Consider the following 18,936-nt stretch of genomic DNA (forward strand, 5'->3'; position numbering starts at 1 on the left):
CATGGCAAAGACGATACGCTTCAACGCCTTCCAGATGAATACCGTCGGCCACCAGTCGCCAGGCCTGTGGACGCATGCGCGCGACCGCAGCCACCGCTACACGGACCCCGCGCACTGGACGGAACTGGCGCAGCTGCTGGAAGCGGGCCTGTTCGACGCGGTGTTCCTGGCCGACGTGCTGGGCGTGTATGACGTGTACAGGGACAGTCTCGACGCGGCCCTGGAACACGGCGTGCAGGTGCCGCTGAACGACCCGCTGGCCCTCGTGCCCATCATGGCGCAAGCGACCACGCACCTGGGTTTCGGCGTCACCTGCGCCCTCACCTATGAACACCCGTACACGTTCGCGCGGCGCATTTCCACGCTGGACCACCTGTCGAAAGGGCGCATCGGCTGGAATATCGTCACCGGCTATCTCGATAGCGCGGCGCGCAACCTGGGCTTGAGCCAGCAACTGGGCCACGACGAACGCTACGATCTGGCCGACGAATACCTGGACGTCGTCTACAAGCTGTGGGAAAAAAGCTGGGATGACGACGCCGTCGTCAACGACAAGGCGCGCGGCATCTACGCCGATCCGGCCAGAGTCCATCCGATCAACCATGCCGGGCGTCACTACCAGGTGCCCGGCATCCATTTGTGCGAGCCGTCTCCCCAGCGCACGCCCCTGCTGTACCAGGCAGGTACCTCGCCGCGCGGCATGCGCTTCGCGGCGCGCCATGCGGAAGCCACCTTTGTCAGTGGCCCCAGCAAGACGGTGGTGAAGCGCTATGCGGACGACCTGCGCGCCGCCGTGCGGCAAAGCGGGCGCGATGGCGACGCGCTGCTGATCTACGCGCAGGCGCTGGTCATCACGGGCGCCACGGAAGCAGAAGCGCGCGCCAAGCATGCCGACTACCTGCGCCACGTGAATATCGAGGCGGCCCTGGTGCTGCTGTCCGGCTGGACGGGCGTCGATTTCAGCCGCTATCCGCTCGACGCCACCATCGACTACATCGATTCCCCGGCCGGCCGCTCGGCGCTGGCCTCATTCAGCCAGGCCGACCCGGACCGCACGTGGACGGTGCGCGAAGCCGCCGAATACATCGGCCTGGGCGGACGTGGCCCGGTACTGGTGGGCGATGCGCATCAGGTGGCCGACCAGCTGGAAAGCTGGCTCGATGAAACGGGCATCGACGGCTTCAATCTCGCCTTCGCCGTGGCACACGACAGCATGGCCGACGTGGTGGAACACATCGTGCCGGAACTGCAGCGGCGCGGCCGCTACCGCACCCATTACGAGGAAGGCAGCTTGCGCCACAAGGTCTTCGGCCAGGGTCCGCGCCTGCCCGCCAACCATGCAGGCCGCCTGGTCAGCATCGCACCGGGCAGCGCCACCCTGGCCTCCGCATGAATGCCAGGCGGGGCAGTGACAAGCCCTGCCATTCATGTTAGCTTGCCAGGTTAAAAACAGACAGGCGGCTACGTGCACCTTCCTTCCCTTCCCATCCTCGCCATCCTGGCCCTAGGCCACATCGCGGCGCACGCTGGCACGCAGGCTGACGCAGCCCCAGAGGCGCCGGCCGACACCAGCCAGTCCGTCCACGTCAGCAGCATCCGCAACCCGGAATTGAAATCCTACCGCGTGATGGCGGCCGGCCTCGATGCCTTTGACGACCACCATGCACTGGCGCCCAGGGCACGCGAAGTGCGCTTCCAGCTGATTCCCGGCCCCGGCGTCGCGGCCGATGCCCTGCGGGACGCAACCTTGCGCATCGTCGGCAACGAGACGGGGATCAGCGTGCCCCTGTCTGCAGATGGCAGCTTTGTGCTGCCCCGCAGCGCGCAAGGCGACAGCGACGACGCGGACCTGGTCACCAACCAGAAAAAAGATCGGTTCCGCTGGCAGGCCATCGTCCGCAGCGACGATGTACCGCCCGGCATGCGCCGCCTGGGCGACCTGCGCCTGCAGTGCCAGGTCGGCATCGCCATTGCCAAGAAAGAGACGCCCTTCTTGCTACGCACCCTGGTCGCCACCAAGCTGCGCACCACCGACTGGTGCTCCGCCATTGAACTCAAGATGAGCACGTACAGCGATCCGGCCATCGCCAGCGCCACCCTGCTCGATGGCGAGCGCCGCGTCGCGCTGCAGGAGAAAAATGGCGGCACGTCCTTCCTGGCCCCCTTGGGCGACACCCGCTATGCGGACGATACCCTGATCGAACTGGTCTACAAGCAGGATGCCGCCAGCGCGCCGTCCGCCGCCCCTTAGCGTTTGCGTCCAGCCCCGTTCCATGTCAGCATATGCCACCCTGGCACCACGGATAAGGATCGCAATGCCCCCCACTCTTACACGCACGCTGGCACTGGCGCTGCTGGCAGGCCATGGCTCCCTGGCATTGGCGCAAGCGCCAGGCACGCCGCCGACGCCTGGCTGCGAGGTCTGCGCCACCTGGAACGCGGACGAGGCGCCGTTCCGCATCTTCGGTAATACCTATTATGTGGGCGTGAAAGGCCTCAGTTCCGTGCTGGTGACGTCGCCGCAGGGCCACGTGCTGATCGACGGCGGCTTGCCGGAATCGGCGCCCAAGATCATCGCCAATATCGCTGCCCTGGGTTTTCGCATCGAGGATGTAAAACTGATCCTCAATTCGCATGGCCATATCGACCATGCGGGCGGCCTGGCCGAACTGCAGCGGCGCAGCAATGCGCTGGTGGCCGCCAGCCCGTCGGCCGCGCTGGACCTGGCGTCGGGCGAAGTGGGCCCGGACGACCCGCAATACCACGCGCTGCCCAAGTACCCGCCCGTCAAGGACATGCGCCTGGCGCGCGACGGCGGCCAGCTCAACGTCGGCCCCGTCAACCTGACGGCGCATGCCACGCCGGGCCACACGCCCGGAGGCTTGAGCTGGACGTGGCAATCGTGCGACGGCCCCCGCTGCCTGCACATGGTCTACGCGGACAGTGTCAACGCCGTTTCGCGTCCCGGCTTCAAATTCAGCGCCAGCAGCGAGTATCCGAACGCAGTGGCGGACTTGCGCCACAGCTTCGAGACCCTGGAAAAACTGCCTTGCGACGTGCTGATCTCCGCCCACCCGGAAGCGTCGCAATTGTGGCAACGGCTGGAGGCGAGCACCACGGCCGGCAGCGAAGCCTTTATCGACCCGCAGGCTTGCCGCGCCTACGTGGCGGCGGCGCGCACCGTGCTCGAGGCGCGCCTGGAGCAGGAACGGTAGACTTGTCAACCGTGCACGCTGGCGCGGCGCCAATCTGCTACGCTGGCGCCATTCATTTAAAGAAGGATTGCCATGTTCAAACTCGCCAGTCTGATTCCCCTCGCCGCCATCGTCGCCATCACCGCCGGCTGCGCGCAAACGCCCGTGCGCAGCGACGCTGCCGCCGCCGCGCCAGGCGCCACGTCGCCCGCCAAGCCGGCGCCGAAGCTGACGGGCACGCAGTGGAAACTGAAGGAATTGAAGGGCAAGCCAGTGGTGCGCAAGGCGCCCGAACAGCGCGAAGTGACCCTGCAGCTGGCCGAAGGCCGCGCCAGCGGCAACAGCGGCTGTAACCAGATGATGGGCGGCTACACCAGCGATGGCGTCAGTACCCTGAACTTTGGACAGATGGCCGGCACCATGATGATGTGCCAGCCGCAGGACATGGACCTCGAGCGCCTGCTCTTGAGCACCCTGGGCGAAGTCAATGGCTACCGCTACGCCGACCAGGAATTGCTGCTGCTGAAGGATGGCGTGCCCGTGGCGCGGTATGAAGCGCTGACGGTGAAGTAAAACTGTGGGGTCAGTCGCTTCGCGATCGGAATCCGCCCTTTGGGGCGCATTCCCCCGCCGGGTCTGATCCCAGCCTTGACTATGGGGTTATTCCCGTCCGCAGCACCTAGTCGTTGCGCATCTGCGCCTGGGATACGTTACTCTCAGGCGGCACGCTCTGCGTCAGCCACACATTCCCCCCGATGGTCGATCCCGCGCCGATGGTGATGCGCCCCAGCACGGTTGCGCCCGCGTAAATGACCACGTCGTCCTCGACGATGGGGTGGCGCGGCGTGCCCTTGATCAGCGCGCCGGAAGCATCGGCTGGAAAACGCTTGGCGCCCAGGGTGACGGCCTGGTACAGGCGCACCCGCTGGCCGATGATGGCCGTCTCGCCGATCACCACGCCCGTGCCATGGTCGATGAAAAAGGAGGCGCCGATGTGCGCGCCCGGATGGATATCGATGCCCGTCAGGGTGTGCGCGATGTCGGCGATCAGGCGCGCCAGGAACGGTGCACCGAGCGCGTGCAGGCGGTGGGCCAGGCGGTGGTACAGGATGGCGATGGTGCCCGGGTAGCACAGCATGATCTCGGCCACCGAGGTGGCGGCCGGGTCGCCTGCGTAGGCGGCCTGCACGTCCGACACCAGCAGGGCGCGGATATCGGGCAGGCTGGCGGCGAACGCGCGCGTGATGTCGCGCGCCTGCTGCGCCAGGGCCGCGTCGTCGCTGGCGCCATCGCCCTCATCGCCGGCCGGAACGGCGTGAGCCGGAGCCGAGAACAGCAAGCCGCGCCGCACCTGTTCGCTGAGGCGGTTCAAAGTGGTATTGAGGGTGTCGCCGACAAAATAATCGATGCTTTCGTCCGTCAGGTTGGGTCGCCCGTAATGCGTGGGGAACAGGGCCGCCGACAAGCCGTTGACGATGGTGGTGAGGGCTTCGCGCGACGGCAGTTCACGCACCCTGCCGTTATGGCGGATCTTGTGCTTGTCTTCGCGCGAGCTGCGCAAGGCCTGGATCACGGGTCCCAGGTTCCACTGGGCCGTGTCGTCGGCGGGCGCCGCGGGATAAATGCTGTGCATGGCGTATCACTTCCAGAAATCGGCGAACAGGCCGGGTCGCCCCAGCTTAGCGGTGGCGACAAGCGATGCAAACGAAGAATTTCAAGGTTGCATATGCGAAAAACGCATATGGATCGCGTGGCGGCCAGCGATCAAACCCGATTGTTGCCACTAGCGTAAAATGACGGACTAACAAAAACACTCTTCAACATGACTAAATTATTAACATGGATCTTGGCGGGCCTGGCGATGGTCGGACCGCTTGCAATTGACACCTATCTGCCGTCTTTCCCCGCCATCGTGCACGATTTCAATGCCAGCCCCCTGCTGGTGCAGCAGACCCTGAGCTTTTTCCTGTTCACGTTCGCCTTCATGATGCTGTTTTACGGCACCCTGTCCGACTCGTTCGGCCGCCGTCCCGTGATTCTCGTCTCGCTGGTGCTGTATGTGATCGCCTCCGTGGGCGCCGCGCTGGCGCCGTCGCTGGGCTGGCTGCTGGCCTGGCGCGTGCTGCAGGGGCTGTCGGCGGGCGCCGGTTCCGTGATCGGCCGCGCCATCGTGCAAGACCGCTATTCGGGCGCCGCCGCGCAAAAAATTCTCTCCCACATCATGATGGTGTTCGCGCTGGCACCGGCCATCGCGCCCGTGCTGGGCGGCTGGCTGCAGGTGGGCCTGGGCTGGCGCTGGATCTTCTGGTTCCTCACGGCGTTTGGCGTGCTGATGTTCGTCGTCGTCTGGCGCGCGCTGCCGGAGAGCCTGCCGAAGGAGCAGCGCCACGCCTTCCACCTGGGCGACATCGCCGTCAATTACTGGAAAGTGCTGTGCCACCGCCAGTTCCTGCTGCTGTCGACGGCCATCGGCGCCGCCTTTGGCGGTTTCGCCCTGTACATCGGTTCGGCTGCCTACTTCATCATCAACATCCTGCACCTGCCGGAAACGGCATTTGCCTGGCTGTTCATTCCCCTGATCAGCGGCATGGTGTTCGGTTCGGCCCTGTCGGCGAAAATCGCCCACCGCTACAGCCAGCGCCAGATGATCTGGGCCGGATTTATCCTGATGCTGGTGGCGGCTGCAGCCAACATCGGCTACAACTATGTCTTTGCCGCCGAAGTGCCGTGGGCCGTGCTGCCCCTGTTCTTCTATTCGTTCGCCCTGTCGATCGCCATGCCGCCGATGACTTTGATGGCCTTGAACCACTTCCCCAACAACAGCGGCCTGGCGTCGTCGATGCAATCGTTCATCCAGATGCTGCTGTTCGCGCTGGTCTCGGGCCTGGTGGCGCCGCTGCTGTTCGACAGCGCCTTGAATCTGGCGTATGGCGTGATGGCTGGACTGCTGGTAAGTTTATTGTGCTGGGTGTTTGCGCAGGGCAAGGCCAACGAGTAGGTCGGATCAGGGCCACGGCGCAGGCGTCACATCCTGGTATTGCGTCCCGCCCTGCTCCGGTTCGGCCTCATCATTTTGCGCCGGCTGGTTCAAGGAACCGGTCGGCGAACGCAAGCTCAATATCTCCTTGCGCGCCTCGACGAAGTCGGCCGAACTGAGGGGGTGCTGCTGGTCCGGCCAGTGGCTGACGGCCCATTCCTGCAACGCTTCGTAACGCCGCCACAGTTCGGCGATGAATTCGCGGCGCGCTTCTTCCTGCGCTTCTTCCTGCTGTGCCGGCGTCTTTTCGGCGCCGTCCCCGATAGGTACTTGCATGGCTGCTCCCTGGCTGATCAATCGTCCTACCAGCCTACGCAGCAGCAAACCATACGTCTGTTCGCGAACGAACACAGAACTTATACAGGCATCTTGCGGAAGCCCACGGCCAGGCGGTTCCAGGTATTGATGGAGCCGATGGCCAGAGTGATGTTGACCATTTCCGCCGGCGTCAGTTGTTCCGCCAGCGCCGCATACACCTCATCCGGTGCCTGGCTTTGCGGCAGCAGGGTCAACGCTTCCGTCCAGGCCAGCACGGCCCGCTCGCGCGGCGTGAAGAACGGTGTTTCGCGCCAGACGGACACGGCATACAGGCGGCGCTCCGTTTCGCCCGCCTTGCGCGCGTCGCTCGTGTGCATGTCCACGCAAAAGGCACAGCCATTGATTTGCGAGGCGCGCAAGCGGATCAGTTCGAGCAGCGAGTGTTCCACGCCCAGCTTGGCGATCGCCGCTTCCAGCGCGTACATGGCCTTGACGGCGTCCGGCGAAGCTTGTGTGAAGTCGAGTCGTTGCTGTGTCATGATGCATTCCTTGAGAGAGTAAAGATGCACCATTGTAGAAGCGCAAGCAGTACGCGCGGCAGGCCAATCCTCCCGAAAAACAGCAGACCACCAGCAGACACACCATGGAATTACATATCCTGATCGACGGCACGCGCGACCTGGGCGGCCAGCTGTACCGCCAGCTCAGCGAGGCCATCCGCTCGGGCCGGCTGACGGACGGCCAGCAATTGCCGCCCTCGCGCCTGCTGGCCAGCCAGCTGGGCCTGTCGCGCAAGACGGTGTCCGACGTGTATGACAAGCTCGGCTATGAAAAGCTGCTGGTCGGCAAAGTGGGCGTGGGCAGCTTCGTGCAGACGCCGCACGCGTCGCCGCAGCGCCGCCACGCCAGCACGCCGCTGGCCAGTGCGCAGCGCATCGCCCGTTGGGAAGCGACGCCCACGCCCCTGCGCCGCGCCAGCCAGGAAACGCCAGCGCGCTACGCCTTCATCGGCGGGCGCGCCACGCCCGCGCACTTCCCGCAGGATGAATGGCGCGCCTGCATGCTGCACGCGCTGCGCCAGGGTGGCCAGGCACGCGGCCGCTATGGCCCTGTCGCCGGCTTGCCGTCCTTGCGCGCGGCGATTGCCGGCCATGCCGCCTTCAGCCGCGGCATCCATTGCACCGAAGAACAAGTGCTCGTCACCAGCGGCGCGCAGCAAGCCTTGCACCTGCTGGCGCTGACCCTGCTGGAAGCGGGCGACACGGTTGCCGTGGAAGAACCCGGTTACCCGGTGGCACGCGCCGTGTTCGCCAGCCAGGGCGCCCGCGTGGTGGGCATCGACGTGGACGAGGATGGCATCATCGTCGGGCAAATCCCGGACGGCACACGCTTGATCTATGTCACGCCCGCCCATCAATTTCCGCTCGGCATGCCGATGAGCATGGCGCGCCGCCATGCCTTGCTGGAGCGGGCGCATCAGCTGGGCGCCATCATCATCGAGGACGATTACGACAGCGCCTTCCGTTACGAAGGCCGGCCCGAGGATTCCCTGCAAAGCATGGACCGCTACGGCGTCGTCGCCCACGTGGGCAGCTTTTCCAAGATCATGCTGCCGGAATTGCGGCTCGGCTATGCGGTGCTGCCGCAAGCCATCGTGGCCGCCGTGGAAACGGTGAAATACCTGAGCGATTGCCATACGGCCAGCCTGGGCCAGCATGCGCTGGCCAAGTTCATCGGCGATGGCCATTTGCTGCGCCACATCCGCCGCTGCCACGATATTTATGCGGGGCGGCGCGAGCGGCTGCAGCACTGGTTCAACGGCCCGTTGGCGCCGTGGTTCCGCCTGGTGCCGGCCAGCGCCGGCTTCCACGTGGCGGCCCTGGCCCAGGCGCCGCTCGATATCGCCGAATTGCTGCGCCGCGCGCGCCTGGCCGACATCAGCCTGTATGCGCTATCGGGTTTTTATCACGGCACCGCCCGCCATGCAGGACTGTTTCTCGGCTATGGCGCCATCGACAAGCTCGATATCGACACGGCGCTGGCCCTCGTGCTGGCGATCCTGCAGGAAATAGCACCGCTGGCCATCAACGGGGTTGCCAGCGATAATGTCCCGTGATGGGATAGCTGAACAGAATATTTTCCTCGCGCGCGCCCTCGCCGATGTTGTGGATGATCAACGGCACGCCGCTCCACGATTGCTTGTCGCTGACGATGCCGATGTGCGTGAGATTGCGCGGCAGGCGCCAGGTGACGATGTCGCCCGCGCGGTAAGCGTTCGCTTCCTTGCTTGGCTGTAAGCTGGTGCCATGGCGGGCAAAGTACGTGCCCAGGTTCGGCACGCGGCGATGGTCGATATTGCGGTCCGGCCCCTTCATTTGCCAGCGTCCCTGCTGCTGGTACACCTGCCACGCCTTGCGCATGTCTTCGTGCACCAGCACCTGCAAATCCTGCCCCAGCTGGCGGTAGGCACGCACGACCACGTCCGTGCACACGCCCCGTTCGAGCGGCACGTCGCCGCCCGGATAGGCGAGCCGTTCATAGCGCGGATCATATTGCAGGGTGACGCCCACCTGCTTGCGGGCGGCGGCGACGAGGGCTTGCGGGGTGGCAGGGATTGCCGACGCCAGCATGGGCGCCAGGGCAAGCATCAGGGTGGAAAGCAGTTTAATTGGCATCAACGTCGGTGGTCGGATGGAAATGCCAACTTTACCGCAGTGGCAAGGAATACGCCGTACGCTTAGACGCCGGCCAGCTGCGCCAGGTGGGCAGGAAAATCCACGGCCGGGCCAGCCGCATTGATGGTATCAAAATAATCATGCCAGCCCGTGGCGGCGATGCCAGCCAGCAAGGCGTCCAGCGCCGCCTCGTCCGGGAAGCGCCAGACGGCATAGAATTGCTGGGCAGCCGCATGCAGCTTGCCGCCATCGATGGCGCCCATGGCCAGCGCTTCGGCGCCCATGCCGGACAAAGCCGCCATGCCGGCGCCCACCGTGGCGAAATACGCCTGGCGCGCGGCGCCGTCGAGGGCCAGCCAGGCGGGTTTTGGGCTGTACAGTTCTAACAGGTAATGCATGTTTTTCCTCCAAAAAAATTAAGAAATCGAACGCTGTGCCCGCTTGCAGATGCGCTGTGTGGCGGCAACGGGGCTTTCCAGCAGCCATTGCGCGCACAGGCTGCGCACCCAGTTCGGCTGGCTCTTGGCCGCATCGTTGAGCCAGTTGGCCACGGAATCCTGCACATAGACGGCCGGGTCGGCACGCAAGGCTTGCAGCACGGGCAAGGCCAGCTGCGGCTGCTCTTTTAGCCGGGCGATATGCGCGCACCATACGCCGCGCGGGCGCAGCGCTTCGCAGGCGAAACGGCGCACTCTTTCCGACGGGTCTGCCGTCCACGGCGCCAGCAAGGCAATCGCCTCCTCAAGCTGCGCAGCCAGATGGGGCCGCAGCGCCAGCCAGGCCCATTCGCGCACGCCGAAATGGCCATCATCGGCCAGCGGGCGCATGGCGGTCAGCTGCTGCGGCAAGGGCCAGCCCGCCTGGCTGGCGATGGCAAAGCAGGCCCAGCCGCGTACCGTGTCGGAGGCATGTGCTTGCAGCAGCGCCAGGTCGGTGTTGGCCTCGAGCAGCAATTGCGCCGCCAGTGCCATGCGTCTGGTGATACCGGCTGCGGCCTTCGCGCGCAGTTGCTCCAGGCGCGCGGCGCCGATAGCGGGCACGGCCGCGGCCAGCAACTGGGCGAAATCGATGGCCAGCCCTTCCGTCAGGGTGGCGCTGGCCACGCTGCCCCCGTTCAGCAGGGCCAGGCGCGCGGGAGCGATGTCGGCGACGCCACGGCTCATGCGGCACCTCGATCCGTCTTGCGCCAGGCTTTTTCCAGCAGCGCGCTCAACAACTGCATTTCCTCAGCCGTGAAATCGGCAAACAGGCTGGCGATCCATTGCGCGTGCTCATCGACCAGGCTCGCGGCGGCCATTTCTCCCTTGGCGCTCAGGCGCACCAGCAGCTTGCGCCGGTCGACCTGGTCTGCGTGACGCGCCAGGAAACCGTCGCGCTCCAGGCCGTCGAGCAAGCCCGTGATGGTGCCGCGCGTCACGCCGGCCCGCTCGGCCAGTTCGTGCGGCGACAGTCCGTCAGGCACGTCGCGCAGCAGGGACAACAAGACAAATTTACCTTCCGACAAGCCGTGCCGGCCCAGGCGCGCGGCGCAATCGCCATCGATGGCGGAGGCCAGCCCCAGCACTTCAAAGCACAGCCGCAACTGGCCGATGGACCGCGTCATGTCGAGACCGCTGGCGCGGCGCTGCACGTCGCCAAGCAGGGCCGCGTATTTTTGTTCGAGTTTTATCATATGGCGCAATATAATATGGCACCATACTAAATGTCAAATGGAAAACCGTCACGGTTTTCCTGTCGGCTCAAAAGCGGGCTTTGTCCCGCGCCCACGCGATGATGGCTTGCGCATCGATGGCGCCTGGCTGGCGCGCCACTTCCACGCCTTTGCGGAACAGCGCCAGGGTGGGAATGCTGCGGATATTGAAACGGCTGCCCAGGTCCGGCGACGCTTCCGTATTCACCTTGACGACGCGAAACGCCGGCTCCAGGGTCTTCGCGGCTTGCACATAGAATGGCGCCATGCTGCGGCAGGGGCCGCACCACGGCGCCCAGAAATCGACCAGCACGGGAATGTCGCTGCGTTCGATATGCTTGAGGAAGCGGGCGCTGGCCAGGTCCACGGGCTGGCCCGTAAACAAATCCTTCTGGCATTTGCCGCAAGTGGGCTGCTCAATCAGGCGGGCGGCCGGCAGGCGGTTGACGGCGTCGCAATGGGGGCACACGATGTGCAGGGAGTCTGGCGTGGTCGAGGTCATGGCATTCCTGGAAAGGGTAGCGTACAGTTGCCGGACATTTTACGGCGTATCGTGCAAGGCCGTCGGCACGCTGGCGGCACTTATCCGGATAGTCCACTATAGTGCGGTGGAACGGCGCGCACATTGCCGAGCCAGCCAAGGAAAACAATGCCTGATGTCGCAGAAAATAGGGAACTGAGCACCGAACTTGCCGCGGTCCTGGCCGTGCAGCGTGCCGCCTGCCTGGCCCGCCCCGTGCCGAGCCTGGCCGAGCGCAAACGCGACCTGCAAACCTTGCAGCGCTTCATTCGCGACCATAAAGACGCGCTCTGCGAAGCGATCAGCGCCGATTATGGCAACCGTTCACGCCACGAAACCTTGCTGGCGGAGATCTTTCCCGCCATCGACGGCATAGCCCATGTATTAAAACACTTGAAGAAATGGATGCGGCCGCAGCGCCGTGGCGTCGACTGGCGCAATTTCCCTGGCGCCCGCAACCGCGTGATGCCGCAGCCGCTGGGCGTGGTGGGCGTCATCGTGCCGTGGAATTTTCCCGTGAACCTGAGCCTGGTGCCCTTGACCTACATTTTTGCCGCCGGCAACCGCGCCATGGTCAAGATGAGCGAAAACTCGCGCCACCTGGCGCGGCTGCTGATCGACAAGATGCCCGCCTATTTTCCGCCTGAAAAACTGCAATTCTTTGACGAGACGGGCGGCGTGGGCATGGCGTTTTCGCAATTGCCGTTCGACCACCTGTTGTTTACGGGCTCCGGCCAGACGGGCCGCGCCGTCATGGCGGCGGCCGCGCGCAATCTGTGTCCCGTCACCCTGGAGCTGGGCGGCAAGGCGCCGGCCATCGTCTGCGCCGATTTCGATGTGCGCACGGCAGCCGAGCGCATCCTGTTCGTCAAGTACCTCAACGCGGGGCAAATCTGCACCTGCGTCGACCACGCCTGGCTGCCCGAAGCCAGCATCGCCGCCTTCGTCGACCATGCGCGCCAGATCATGCCGGCCCGCTATGCCGGGCTGGACACGCCCGACTACACCTCCATCATCGACGCGGCTGCCTTTGAGCGCCTGCTGCAGGCGCTCGACGAGGCGCGCACACGGGGCGCGCAAGTGATTTCGCTGTTGCCGGGGCCGTCATATGACCGCGCCACGCGCAAGATCGCGCCGCACATCGTGCTCGACGCGCCCGAGGACAGCCTGCTGCTGACGCGGGAAATCTTCGGCCCCATTCTGCCGCTGCGCGGCTATACCGACCTGGAAAGCGTGATCGACAGCATCAACGCGGGGCCGCGCCCGCTGGCCATCTATCCATTCAGCAATGATGCCCGCACGGTGCAGCTGCTGATCGACCGGGTGATGTCGGGCGGCGTGTCCGTCAACGACGCCCTGTACCACGTGGGCCAGCACGACCTGCCATTCGGCGGCGTGGGCGAGTCCGGCATGGGCCACTACCATGGCGTGGAAGGTTTCCACACCTTCAGCAAGCTGCGGCCCGTGTTTTATCAGGCCCGCTACAGCGCCTTGAAACTGCTGTGGCCGCCGTATGGCAAGCTGGCCAGCCGCGTGCTGGCCTTCCTGACGCGCTGATGCTTTACAGGAACAACGAAGCGGCGATGGCCCACATGACGAGGGCGATGATGCCGTCGAGCACGCGCCAGGCCATGGGCTTGGCGAACACGGGTGCCAGGTAGCGGGCGCCAAAGCCCAGCAGGAAGAACCACAGGGCCGAAGCCATGATGGCGCCGCCGGCGAAGTAGAAGCGTCCCACGCCTTCATGCTGGCCGCCGATCGAACCGAGCAGGATGACCGTATCGAGGAAGGCATGCGGGTTCAGCAAGCTGAACGCCAGCGCCGCGCCGATCACGGCCCAATAACCTTCGGGCGACTTGGCGGCCGACACCGTCAGGGCCGTTGGGCGCCAGGCGGACTTGGCCGCGCGCAAGCCATACGCGATCAGGAACGTGGCGCCGCCGGCCTTGGCCCACAGCAGGAAATTGGGGTTGTCGGCAATAAAGGTGCCCATGCCGGCCACGCCGGCCGTGATCAACATCGCATCGCACACGAGGCAGACCAGGATGCAGGTGAGCACGTAATGGCGTTTCAAGCCCTGCTTGAGCAAGAAGGCGTTTTGCGTGCCGATGGCCACGATCAGGCTCGCTCCGAGCCCCATGCCTTTCAAGAAGATTGCGCTGTCCATATCGATTCCTTTATTGCTTTCCATCACGCGCACGGCCGCCCACGCTCTGCCGGCAACGGCAAAGTCATCAGAGGTAGGTGGAGGGTGGTGCGGAACCAGGAGGACCGCGCGGGAGAGTGGAGTTGTTACCCTATTTCAACAGTGTAAAGAAAAAGTAAATATAAGTATAATGAATGATTCTAACCATATATAAGAGAAACTTATGCGCGTCGTCGATTACCGTGGATTGGCCGCCCTCGACGCCGTGATCGGCCTGGGCAGCTTTGAAAAGGCCGCGCAGGCGCTGGCGATCAGCCAGCCGGCCGTGTCGCAGCGCATCCGCACCCTGGAAAACCTGGAGGGCACCTTATTGATCATCCGCAGCCACCCGCCCCTGCCGACGGAAGCGGGCCAGCGCCTGATCGCCCACTACCGGCAAGTCAAGCTGCTCGAAGCGGCGCTCGACGCCCAGCCCGGTCCCACCACGCAACTGCCGGAACTGGCCATCGCCGTCAACGCCGACAGCGCCGCCACCTGGATCCCGGAAGCGCTGGGGCCGCTGCTGTCGCCGCCGTCGTGCCTGCTCGATATCCGCCTCGACGACCAGGACCATACCCTGAGCCAGTTGCGCGAAGGGCGCGTGTTTGCCTGCGTCACCAGTGCCAACGACCTGGTGGCGGGCACGACGGCCACGCCGCTGGGTGGCATGCGCTACCTGTGCGTGGCCTCGCCCGCGTTCGCGCAGCAATGGTTTCCCCACGGATTTACGGTGGAAGCCGTCAGCCAGGCACCCGCCATCACGTTCGGTAGCAAGGATGCGCTGCACGAGCGCTATCTGCAGCACCGCCTCGGCTACACGGGACGCTATCCGCACCACGTGCTCGGTTCGGCGCGCGACTTCGTGCGCTTCATCGAAGCGGGCTATGCGTATGGCATGGTGCCTTTGCTGCAGGCGGAAACGGCGCTGGCCGCCGGCAGACTGGTCGACGTGGCGGCCGGACAGGCACTCGACGTGCCCCTGACCTGGCATGCCTGGGATATCCAGACGCCGCTCACGCGCACCCTGTCGGACGCCGTCATCGCCACGGCGCGCAAATGGCTGTTACAGGATTGATTGACGCATGCAACATTTATCTATGCTATACAGCAACTTACCCGTGTGCGCCCTGCCCTGCCTGGCCTACACTGCAAGCATCAGCCATCACCATCAGGAGCAAGCATGACGATCCTGCGCACCACCCTGCTCGGCGTGCTGGCGGCCATCCCGCTGGCTGCCGGCCTGGCCGCCTGCTCGCCCTTGATGGCCATCAATGCCTTGTCGTCCGGCAGCGCTTCGCAAGTGACGCGCGGCCTGGCCTACGGCCCCTTGCCGCGGCAAAAGCTCGATGTCTACGCCCCCAAGACCCGCACGGGGCCCGTGCCCGTGGTGGTGTTCTTTTATGGCGGCAACTGGACGACGGGCGAGCGCGCCGACTATGCCTTCGTTGGCCATGCGCTCGCGGCGCGCGGCTATCTGGCCGTGATCGCCGACTACCGCCTGTATCCGGACGTGCACTACCCCGAGATCTTGCAGGATGCGGCCCGCGCCGTGGCCTGGGCCGCGATGGAGTCCAGCCGCCATGGCGGCGACCCGACGCGCTTGTTCGTCATGGGCCATAGCGCCGGCGCCTACAATGCGGCGATGGTGGCGCTCGACGCCAGCCTGCTGGCGCGCCACGGCATGCGCCCGCACGACTTGCGGGGCTGGATAGGCCTGGCCGGCCCCTATGATTTTTTGCCGATCGAAAATACCACCACCCGGCCCGTTTTCTTTTACCCTGACACGCCCGCCGCTTCGCAGCCCATCCATCACGTGACGGCCGAGGCCCCGCCCGCCCTGCTGATCGCCCCCTTGCCCGGACAGGATAAACTGGTCGATCCGCAACGCAACACGGGCGGCCTGGCCAATGCCTTGCGGACGCTTGCCAGGCCCGTGACGGAAACCTATTTCGACCACGTGGGCCACGCCACCCTGATCGCCACGCTGGCCGCGCCCTTGCGCAGGCTGGCGCCCACCCTGGACGCCGTCAGCGCCTTCATCGATGCCAACAGCGGCACCGGTGACGCGGTCCCGTCCGCGCTCTTGCCCGCAAACTTGTCTGCAGTCTTGCCAGATGCTGCCTTGCCAGCAAGCATAACCTTGCCGTCCCGCTCAGCTGGCGCGGCCACGCCAGCCCCTGGACTGCACGCATACGACAAAACGCCCACCCCATAAAGGGAGGGCGCTCTGTCCAAGCCAGGACGCACGATGCTGCGTGCCGGCTGGCCGCATAGCTAGCCGCACCGCAAGGCTCGGCCCTCGCGATGCGGCTCAGCCGCAAGCAGCTTCTTGCTTACTCTTTACGGCTGGCGCTGCTGCTCTTGCTTTGTGCGGAACCCGCTTGCGATACGCTGCCGCTGGCCGAGCCTTCGCTGCCGGCCGACTGCTGGCTGCCCTGGTGGCTGGCGCTTTGCAGGCTTTGACCGTCACGGCTTTGCGCGCCGCGTTGCTGGTCGCGGTTGGCGCCGTTCTGATGATAGGCCTGGAACGGTTCGGCGATGCGCTGCATGGCTTCCTGCTGCTTGCGCACGTTTTTCTCCGTTTCTTCCGACGCAGTGCGGGCCACTTCTTCGGCCAGCGCCTTGGCGGTACGGCTCGTTTCATTCACATGACGCTCTGCCACGTTGGCCAGTTCGACCTGCGTATCGGCTGCCAGGCGCGACAGCTGTTGCTGGTACTTGCGTAATTGCTCGGCGGCTGGCTGGCCGGAAGCAGCAGCCACCTGGAACACATCTTCAGCGCGCTCGACCGTCAGCAGGTTCTGGCTGGTGACGGTGGTTTCTTCCAGCAAGCCTTGCGCCAGTTGCATGTTCAAGTCGCTGAAGTGCTGCACCGACTGGAACAGCGACTTCGACAATCCATTGAAAAAAGCCAGTTGCGCTTCCAGGTGGTTTTTGGCGGCGGGGGTAACACTACGGGAATATGGATACATGGAGTTCCTCATTAAATAGCGGTTGGGTGGACATAAACAGATGGCGACACCACCGGCTGTCGAACGGTAAGGCAGACGGCCGGGCTACGCCACGAAACGCGAAAAAACATATCCGATTGGTGGGAAGATGCTTTGCAACGCGAGTCCCAAGGCTACGTGAGCACCGCAGGTGAGGGATGATCTGGATCAAAGGTGCGCTAGGCTGCGCAGAAAGTTTTGGCTGGACGGCTTGCCCTTGGCAAACGTCAGTGACGGGATGGGAAATCTGTGGCAGGCAGGCTCAACAAGCGGCGCCCGCGCCCGGCGCGACGGGCTTGTAGCCATGGCTGCGCAGCGAAGCTTCCAGCCAGCGGTTGCCATACCAGCCACGCGCCAGCAAGTAACTGAGTTCCGCGGCGGCCATCAGCAGCATCATCGGGCCGATGCGCAGTTCGGTGGCCAGATGGCTGCCAAACCACAGGCACGCATCCATCGCCAGCATGAGCAGCAACAGCCACCAGCGGCGCTTGGCGACGGCCCAGAACGAACCCAGGAACAGGGCCGGCCAGGAAAAACCCGCTTTCACGTAGGCATAGCGGCCGGCATCGTCGGCAAACAGGGTGGCGCTGTGCTTCATGCTGCTCTCTTCAGGAAATAACGGTGTCAGGATTCGGGATGGTGGCAGACGGCTTCGACATTGTGACCATCGGGCCCCAGCACGAACGCGCCATAGTAATTCGGGTGATAGATGGCACGGATGCCCGGGGCGCCGTTATCCTTGCCGCCCGCTGCCAGCGCGGCCTGGTAAAAGGCATCCACCTGGGCACGGTTGTCCGCCGCGAAGGCAAGGTGCATGCCGGCATGCGGCGCGCCGCCCACGCCGAACCAGAAATCGGGCTTGCCATCCTTGCCCAGGCCGACCCAGCCTTGCTCTTCCATCACCACCGACACGCCCAGGGGCGCCAGGGCGGCCGAAAAGAAGGCCTTGCTGGCCTGTGCATCGCTGACATTCAAACCGATGTGATCAAGAATCATGATAGCGCTCCCTGGCGGTAGTGAAATAGGAAATACAGTATGCTCCAATATTGCCTTTTAGGCAAGCATAACTGCAGATCCCGCTCCGTTGCTCCAGGAAGCGCCATGCGCCTGCTAGCGCAGGTTGCCCGTATGACCGAGCGAATAACGGCCCGGCTGCGGCCATACGGTCAGGCCATGCGGTTCCTGGCCTACTTTGACCTTGGCAACGTCGCCGCTGTTCGTATCGATGCGATAAACCACGTCGTCGAAACGGCCGGACAGCCACAGGTACTTGCCATCGGCGCTCACATTGCCCATGTCGGGGCTGCCGCCGCCGGAAATCGACCAGTTCGCCACGACTTTTTCGGTGGCGAAATCAATCACGCTGACGCTTCCCTTGCCCTTCGGCTTGCCGTGGATACGGTGCGTGCCGCGGTTGGCCACGTACAATTTCTTGCCGTCACGGCTAGGATACAGGCCGTGCGCGCCCACGCCTGTCTGGATAAAGCCGATTTCCTTCAAGGTGGCGCCATCGACGATGTGCACGCCGTCGGCATCCATGTCGGCGATAAAGAATTTCTTGCCGTCAGGCGAAATGCGTATGTCTTGCGGCATGCCCTTCTTGACGCTGCAGATTTCGTTCGCCGGGCCGCCCACAGGGCCTGACTCGGCAAAACGCTTGGCCGGCATCTGCAATTTCAGGTAGCCATCGACCTTGCGGCCCACCAGGTCGATCTTGGCGATGGTGCCGTCGAACTCGCAGGTGAACATGGCGTAGCGGCCGTCATTCGAAAAATCCGCATGGTTGATGCCGCCGCACTGGGGCGTGTCGATCGAATACTGCACCGCCATGGTCTTCGGATCGCGGAAATCGAGGCGGTGGCGCGCTTCGGCCACGACGATGGCCGACTTGCCGTCCGGCGTGTAATACATATTGTAGGGATCGTCCACGGGCACTTCCTTGCCCGGCTTGCCCGTCAAGGGGTCGATCGGCGTCAGGCTACCCTTGTCCGTACGCTCGGCATTGTTCGCCACCCACAGGGTGCGCAAATCCCAAGACGGCACCACGTGCTGCGGGCCGCTGCCGACCTTGAACTTGTCGACCACTTTCAGGCTGTCCTGATCGATCACATACACATCGTTCGAGCGCAGGTTGGGCACGTAGACCCGGCGCAAATGATCCTTGACGACAGGACTCATATTGCTGCTGGCGATGCTGCCGTACACGTTTTTCGGGTCCACCAGCGGCGGCATGCCCGGCAGCGGCGAATAGGCGGCGGCTGGCGCGACGGCGGCTGGAGCCGCTGTGCTGGCGCCGATGACCTGGCTGGCCACGCCCAGGCCGGCCAGTGCGGCAGCCAGGGCAGATAAGGTGACGATGGTGCGTCGTTGAGATTTTTTCATGTGAT

Annotated in this window: 22 protein-coding genes; 9 read left to right on the top strand and 13 right to left on the bottom strand. The window is 64.5% G+C overall.

Features of this window, described 5'->3' with window-relative positions:
- Position 1 precedes the first annotated feature (1 nt).
- The 4 genes from CSQ93_RS20690 to CSQ93_RS20705 all read left to right on the top strand — a co-directional run bounded on the left by CSQ93_RS20690 (position 2) and on the right by CSQ93_RS20705 (position 3,767).
- Positions 2-1,393: an LLM class flavin-dependent oxidoreductase gene (locus CSQ93_RS20690; protein ID WP_099379654.1), complete on the top strand. Its 1,392-nt coding sequence runs from the start codon at positions 2-4 to the stop codon at positions 1,391-1,393.
- 72 nt (positions 1,394-1,465) lie between these two features.
- Complete coding sequence (locus CSQ93_RS20695; protein WP_099379655.1) at positions 1,466-2,251, top strand: hypothetical protein; 786 nt, start codon at positions 1,466-1,468, stop codon at positions 2,249-2,251.
- 64 nt (positions 2,252-2,315) lie between these two features.
- Entirely contained in the window at positions 2,316-3,215 is a 900-nt protein-coding gene (bla, locus tag CSQ93_RS20700; RefSeq protein WP_099379656.1) for a subclass B3 metallo-beta-lactamase, read from the top strand.
- 72 nt (positions 3,216-3,287) lie between these two features.
- Positions 3,288-3,767: an META domain-containing protein gene (locus CSQ93_RS20705; protein WP_099379657.1), complete on the top strand. Its 480-nt coding sequence runs from the start codon at positions 3,288-3,290 to the stop codon at positions 3,765-3,767.
- A 106-nt stretch (positions 3,768-3,873) separates the two neighbouring features.
- Here CSQ93_RS20705 and epsC read toward each other — a convergent pair whose 3' ends face one another.
- Positions 3,874-4,827 (bottom strand): serine O-acetyltransferase EpsC, encoded by a 954-nt coding sequence (gene epsC, locus CSQ93_RS20710; protein WP_099379658.1) that lies wholly within the window; start codon positions 4,825-4,827, stop codon positions 3,874-3,876.
- A 189-nt stretch (positions 4,828-5,016) separates the two neighbouring features.
- On the opposite strand from epsC, the gene CSQ93_RS20715 reads away from it, so the two are divergent.
- Positions 5,017-6,192, top strand: coding sequence for a multidrug effflux MFS transporter (locus CSQ93_RS20715; RefSeq protein WP_099379659.1), 1,176 nt, complete (start codon positions 5,017-5,019; stop codon positions 6,190-6,192).
- A gap of 6 nt (positions 6,193-6,198) precedes the next feature.
- On the opposite strand, the gene CSQ93_RS20720 is transcribed toward CSQ93_RS20715, so the two are convergent.
- Together CSQ93_RS20720 and CSQ93_RS20725 are read right to left on the bottom strand one after the other, a co-directional pair.
- Positions 6,199-6,507 (bottom strand): hypothetical protein, encoded by a 309-nt coding sequence (locus CSQ93_RS20720; RefSeq protein ID WP_099379660.1) that lies wholly within the window; start codon positions 6,505-6,507, stop codon positions 6,199-6,201.
- An 80-nt stretch (positions 6,508-6,587) separates the two neighbouring features.
- Complete coding sequence (locus CSQ93_RS20725) at positions 6,588-7,028, bottom strand: carboxymuconolactone decarboxylase family protein (protein ID WP_099379661.1); 441 nt, start codon at positions 7,026-7,028, stop codon at positions 6,588-6,590.
- A 104-nt stretch (positions 7,029-7,132) separates the two neighbouring features.
- Here CSQ93_RS20725 and pdxR point away from each other — a divergent pair, with 104 nt between their 5' ends.
- On the top strand, positions 7,133-8,605 hold the full coding sequence (gene pdxR, locus CSQ93_RS20730; RefSeq protein ID WP_099379662.1) for a MocR-like pyridoxine biosynthesis transcription factor PdxR: 1,473 nt from the start codon (positions 7,133-7,135) through the stop codon (positions 8,603-8,605).
- Here pdxR and CSQ93_RS20735 read toward each other — a convergent pair.
- The 5 genes from CSQ93_RS20735 to trxC all read right to left on the bottom strand — a co-directional run bounded on the left by CSQ93_RS20735 (position 8,574) and on the right by trxC (position 11,356).
- Positions 8,574-9,164, bottom strand: coding sequence for a DUF1287 domain-containing protein (locus CSQ93_RS20735; RefSeq protein ID WP_099379663.1), 591 nt, complete (start codon positions 9,162-9,164; stop codon positions 8,574-8,576). The two genes, pdxR and CSQ93_RS20735, sit on opposite strands and share 32 nt — an antisense overlap.
- 62 nt (positions 9,165-9,226) lie before the next feature.
- Positions 9,227-9,562 (bottom strand): DUF6616 family protein, encoded by a 336-nt coding sequence (locus CSQ93_RS20740; RefSeq protein WP_099379664.1) that lies wholly within the window; start codon positions 9,560-9,562, stop codon positions 9,227-9,229.
- An 18-nt stretch (positions 9,563-9,580) separates the two neighbouring features.
- Positions 9,581-10,327, bottom strand: coding sequence for a HEAT repeat domain-containing protein (locus CSQ93_RS20745; protein WP_099379665.1), 747 nt, complete (start codon positions 10,325-10,327; stop codon positions 9,581-9,583).
- Positions 10,324-10,833 (bottom strand): MarR family winged helix-turn-helix transcriptional regulator, encoded by a 510-nt coding sequence (locus CSQ93_RS20750; protein ID WP_442778341.1) that lies wholly within the window; start codon positions 10,831-10,833, stop codon positions 10,324-10,326. Before CSQ93_RS20750 ends, CSQ93_RS20745 begins: the two co-directional genes overlap by 4 nt.
- Positions 10,834-10,903: 70 nt before the next feature.
- Complete coding sequence (trxC, locus tag CSQ93_RS20755; protein ID WP_099379667.1) at positions 10,904-11,356, bottom strand: thioredoxin TrxC; 453 nt, start codon at positions 11,354-11,356, stop codon at positions 10,904-10,906.
- Between the two features lie 147 nt (positions 11,357-11,503).
- Between trxC and CSQ93_RS20760 the strand changes: the two genes are divergently transcribed.
- Entirely contained in the window at positions 11,504-12,931 is a 1,428-nt protein-coding gene (locus CSQ93_RS20760) for a coniferyl aldehyde dehydrogenase (protein WP_099379668.1), read from the top strand.
- Positions 12,932-12,935: 4 nt separating this feature from the next.
- On the opposite strand, the gene CSQ93_RS20765 is transcribed toward CSQ93_RS20760, so the two are convergent.
- Entirely contained in the window at positions 12,936-13,541 is a 606-nt protein-coding gene (locus CSQ93_RS20765; protein ID WP_034757131.1) for a LysE/ArgO family amino acid transporter, read from the bottom strand.
- A gap of 202 nt (positions 13,542-13,743) precedes the next feature.
- Here CSQ93_RS20765 and CSQ93_RS20770 point away from each other — a divergent pair, with 202 nt between their 5' ends.
- The gene (locus tag CSQ93_RS20770; protein WP_099379669.1) at positions 13,744-14,634 is read left to right on the top strand and encodes a LysR family transcriptional regulator ArgP; all 891 of its coding nucleotides are present in this window, start codon (positions 13,744-13,746) and stop codon (positions 14,632-14,634) included.
- Positions 14,635-14,739: 105 nt separating this feature from the next.
- Complete coding sequence (locus CSQ93_RS20775) at positions 14,740-15,774, top strand: alpha/beta hydrolase (protein WP_233516277.1); 1,035 nt, start codon at positions 14,740-14,742, stop codon at positions 15,772-15,774.
- Positions 15,775-15,892: 118 nt separating this feature from the next.
- On the opposite strand, the gene CSQ93_RS20780 is transcribed toward CSQ93_RS20775, so the two are convergent.
- From CSQ93_RS20780 to CSQ93_RS20795, 4 genes are all read right to left on the bottom strand, one after another.
- Complete coding sequence (locus tag CSQ93_RS20780; protein WP_099379670.1) at positions 15,893-16,531, bottom strand: phasin family protein; 639 nt, start codon at positions 16,529-16,531, stop codon at positions 15,893-15,895.
- 280 nt (positions 16,532-16,811) lie between these two features.
- Entirely contained in the window at positions 16,812-17,147 is a 336-nt protein-coding gene (locus CSQ93_RS20785) for a hypothetical protein (RefSeq protein ID WP_099379671.1), read from the bottom strand.
- Positions 17,148-17,173: 26 nt separating this feature from the next.
- Positions 17,174-17,545 (bottom strand): VOC family protein, encoded by a 372-nt coding sequence (locus CSQ93_RS20790; RefSeq protein ID WP_099379672.1) that lies wholly within the window; start codon positions 17,543-17,545, stop codon positions 17,174-17,176.
- 114 nt (positions 17,546-17,659) lie between these two features.
- Entirely contained in the window at positions 17,660-18,931 is a 1,272-nt protein-coding gene (locus CSQ93_RS20795) for a YVTN family beta-propeller repeat protein (RefSeq protein ID WP_099379673.1), read from the bottom strand.
- Between the last annotated feature and the right edge of the window lie 5 nt (positions 18,932-18,936).

The organism is Janthinobacterium sp. BJB426 (genome assembly GCF_002735705.1).
Lineage (GTDB): Bacteria > Pseudomonadota > Gammaproteobacteria > Burkholderiales > Burkholderiaceae_D > Janthinobacterium.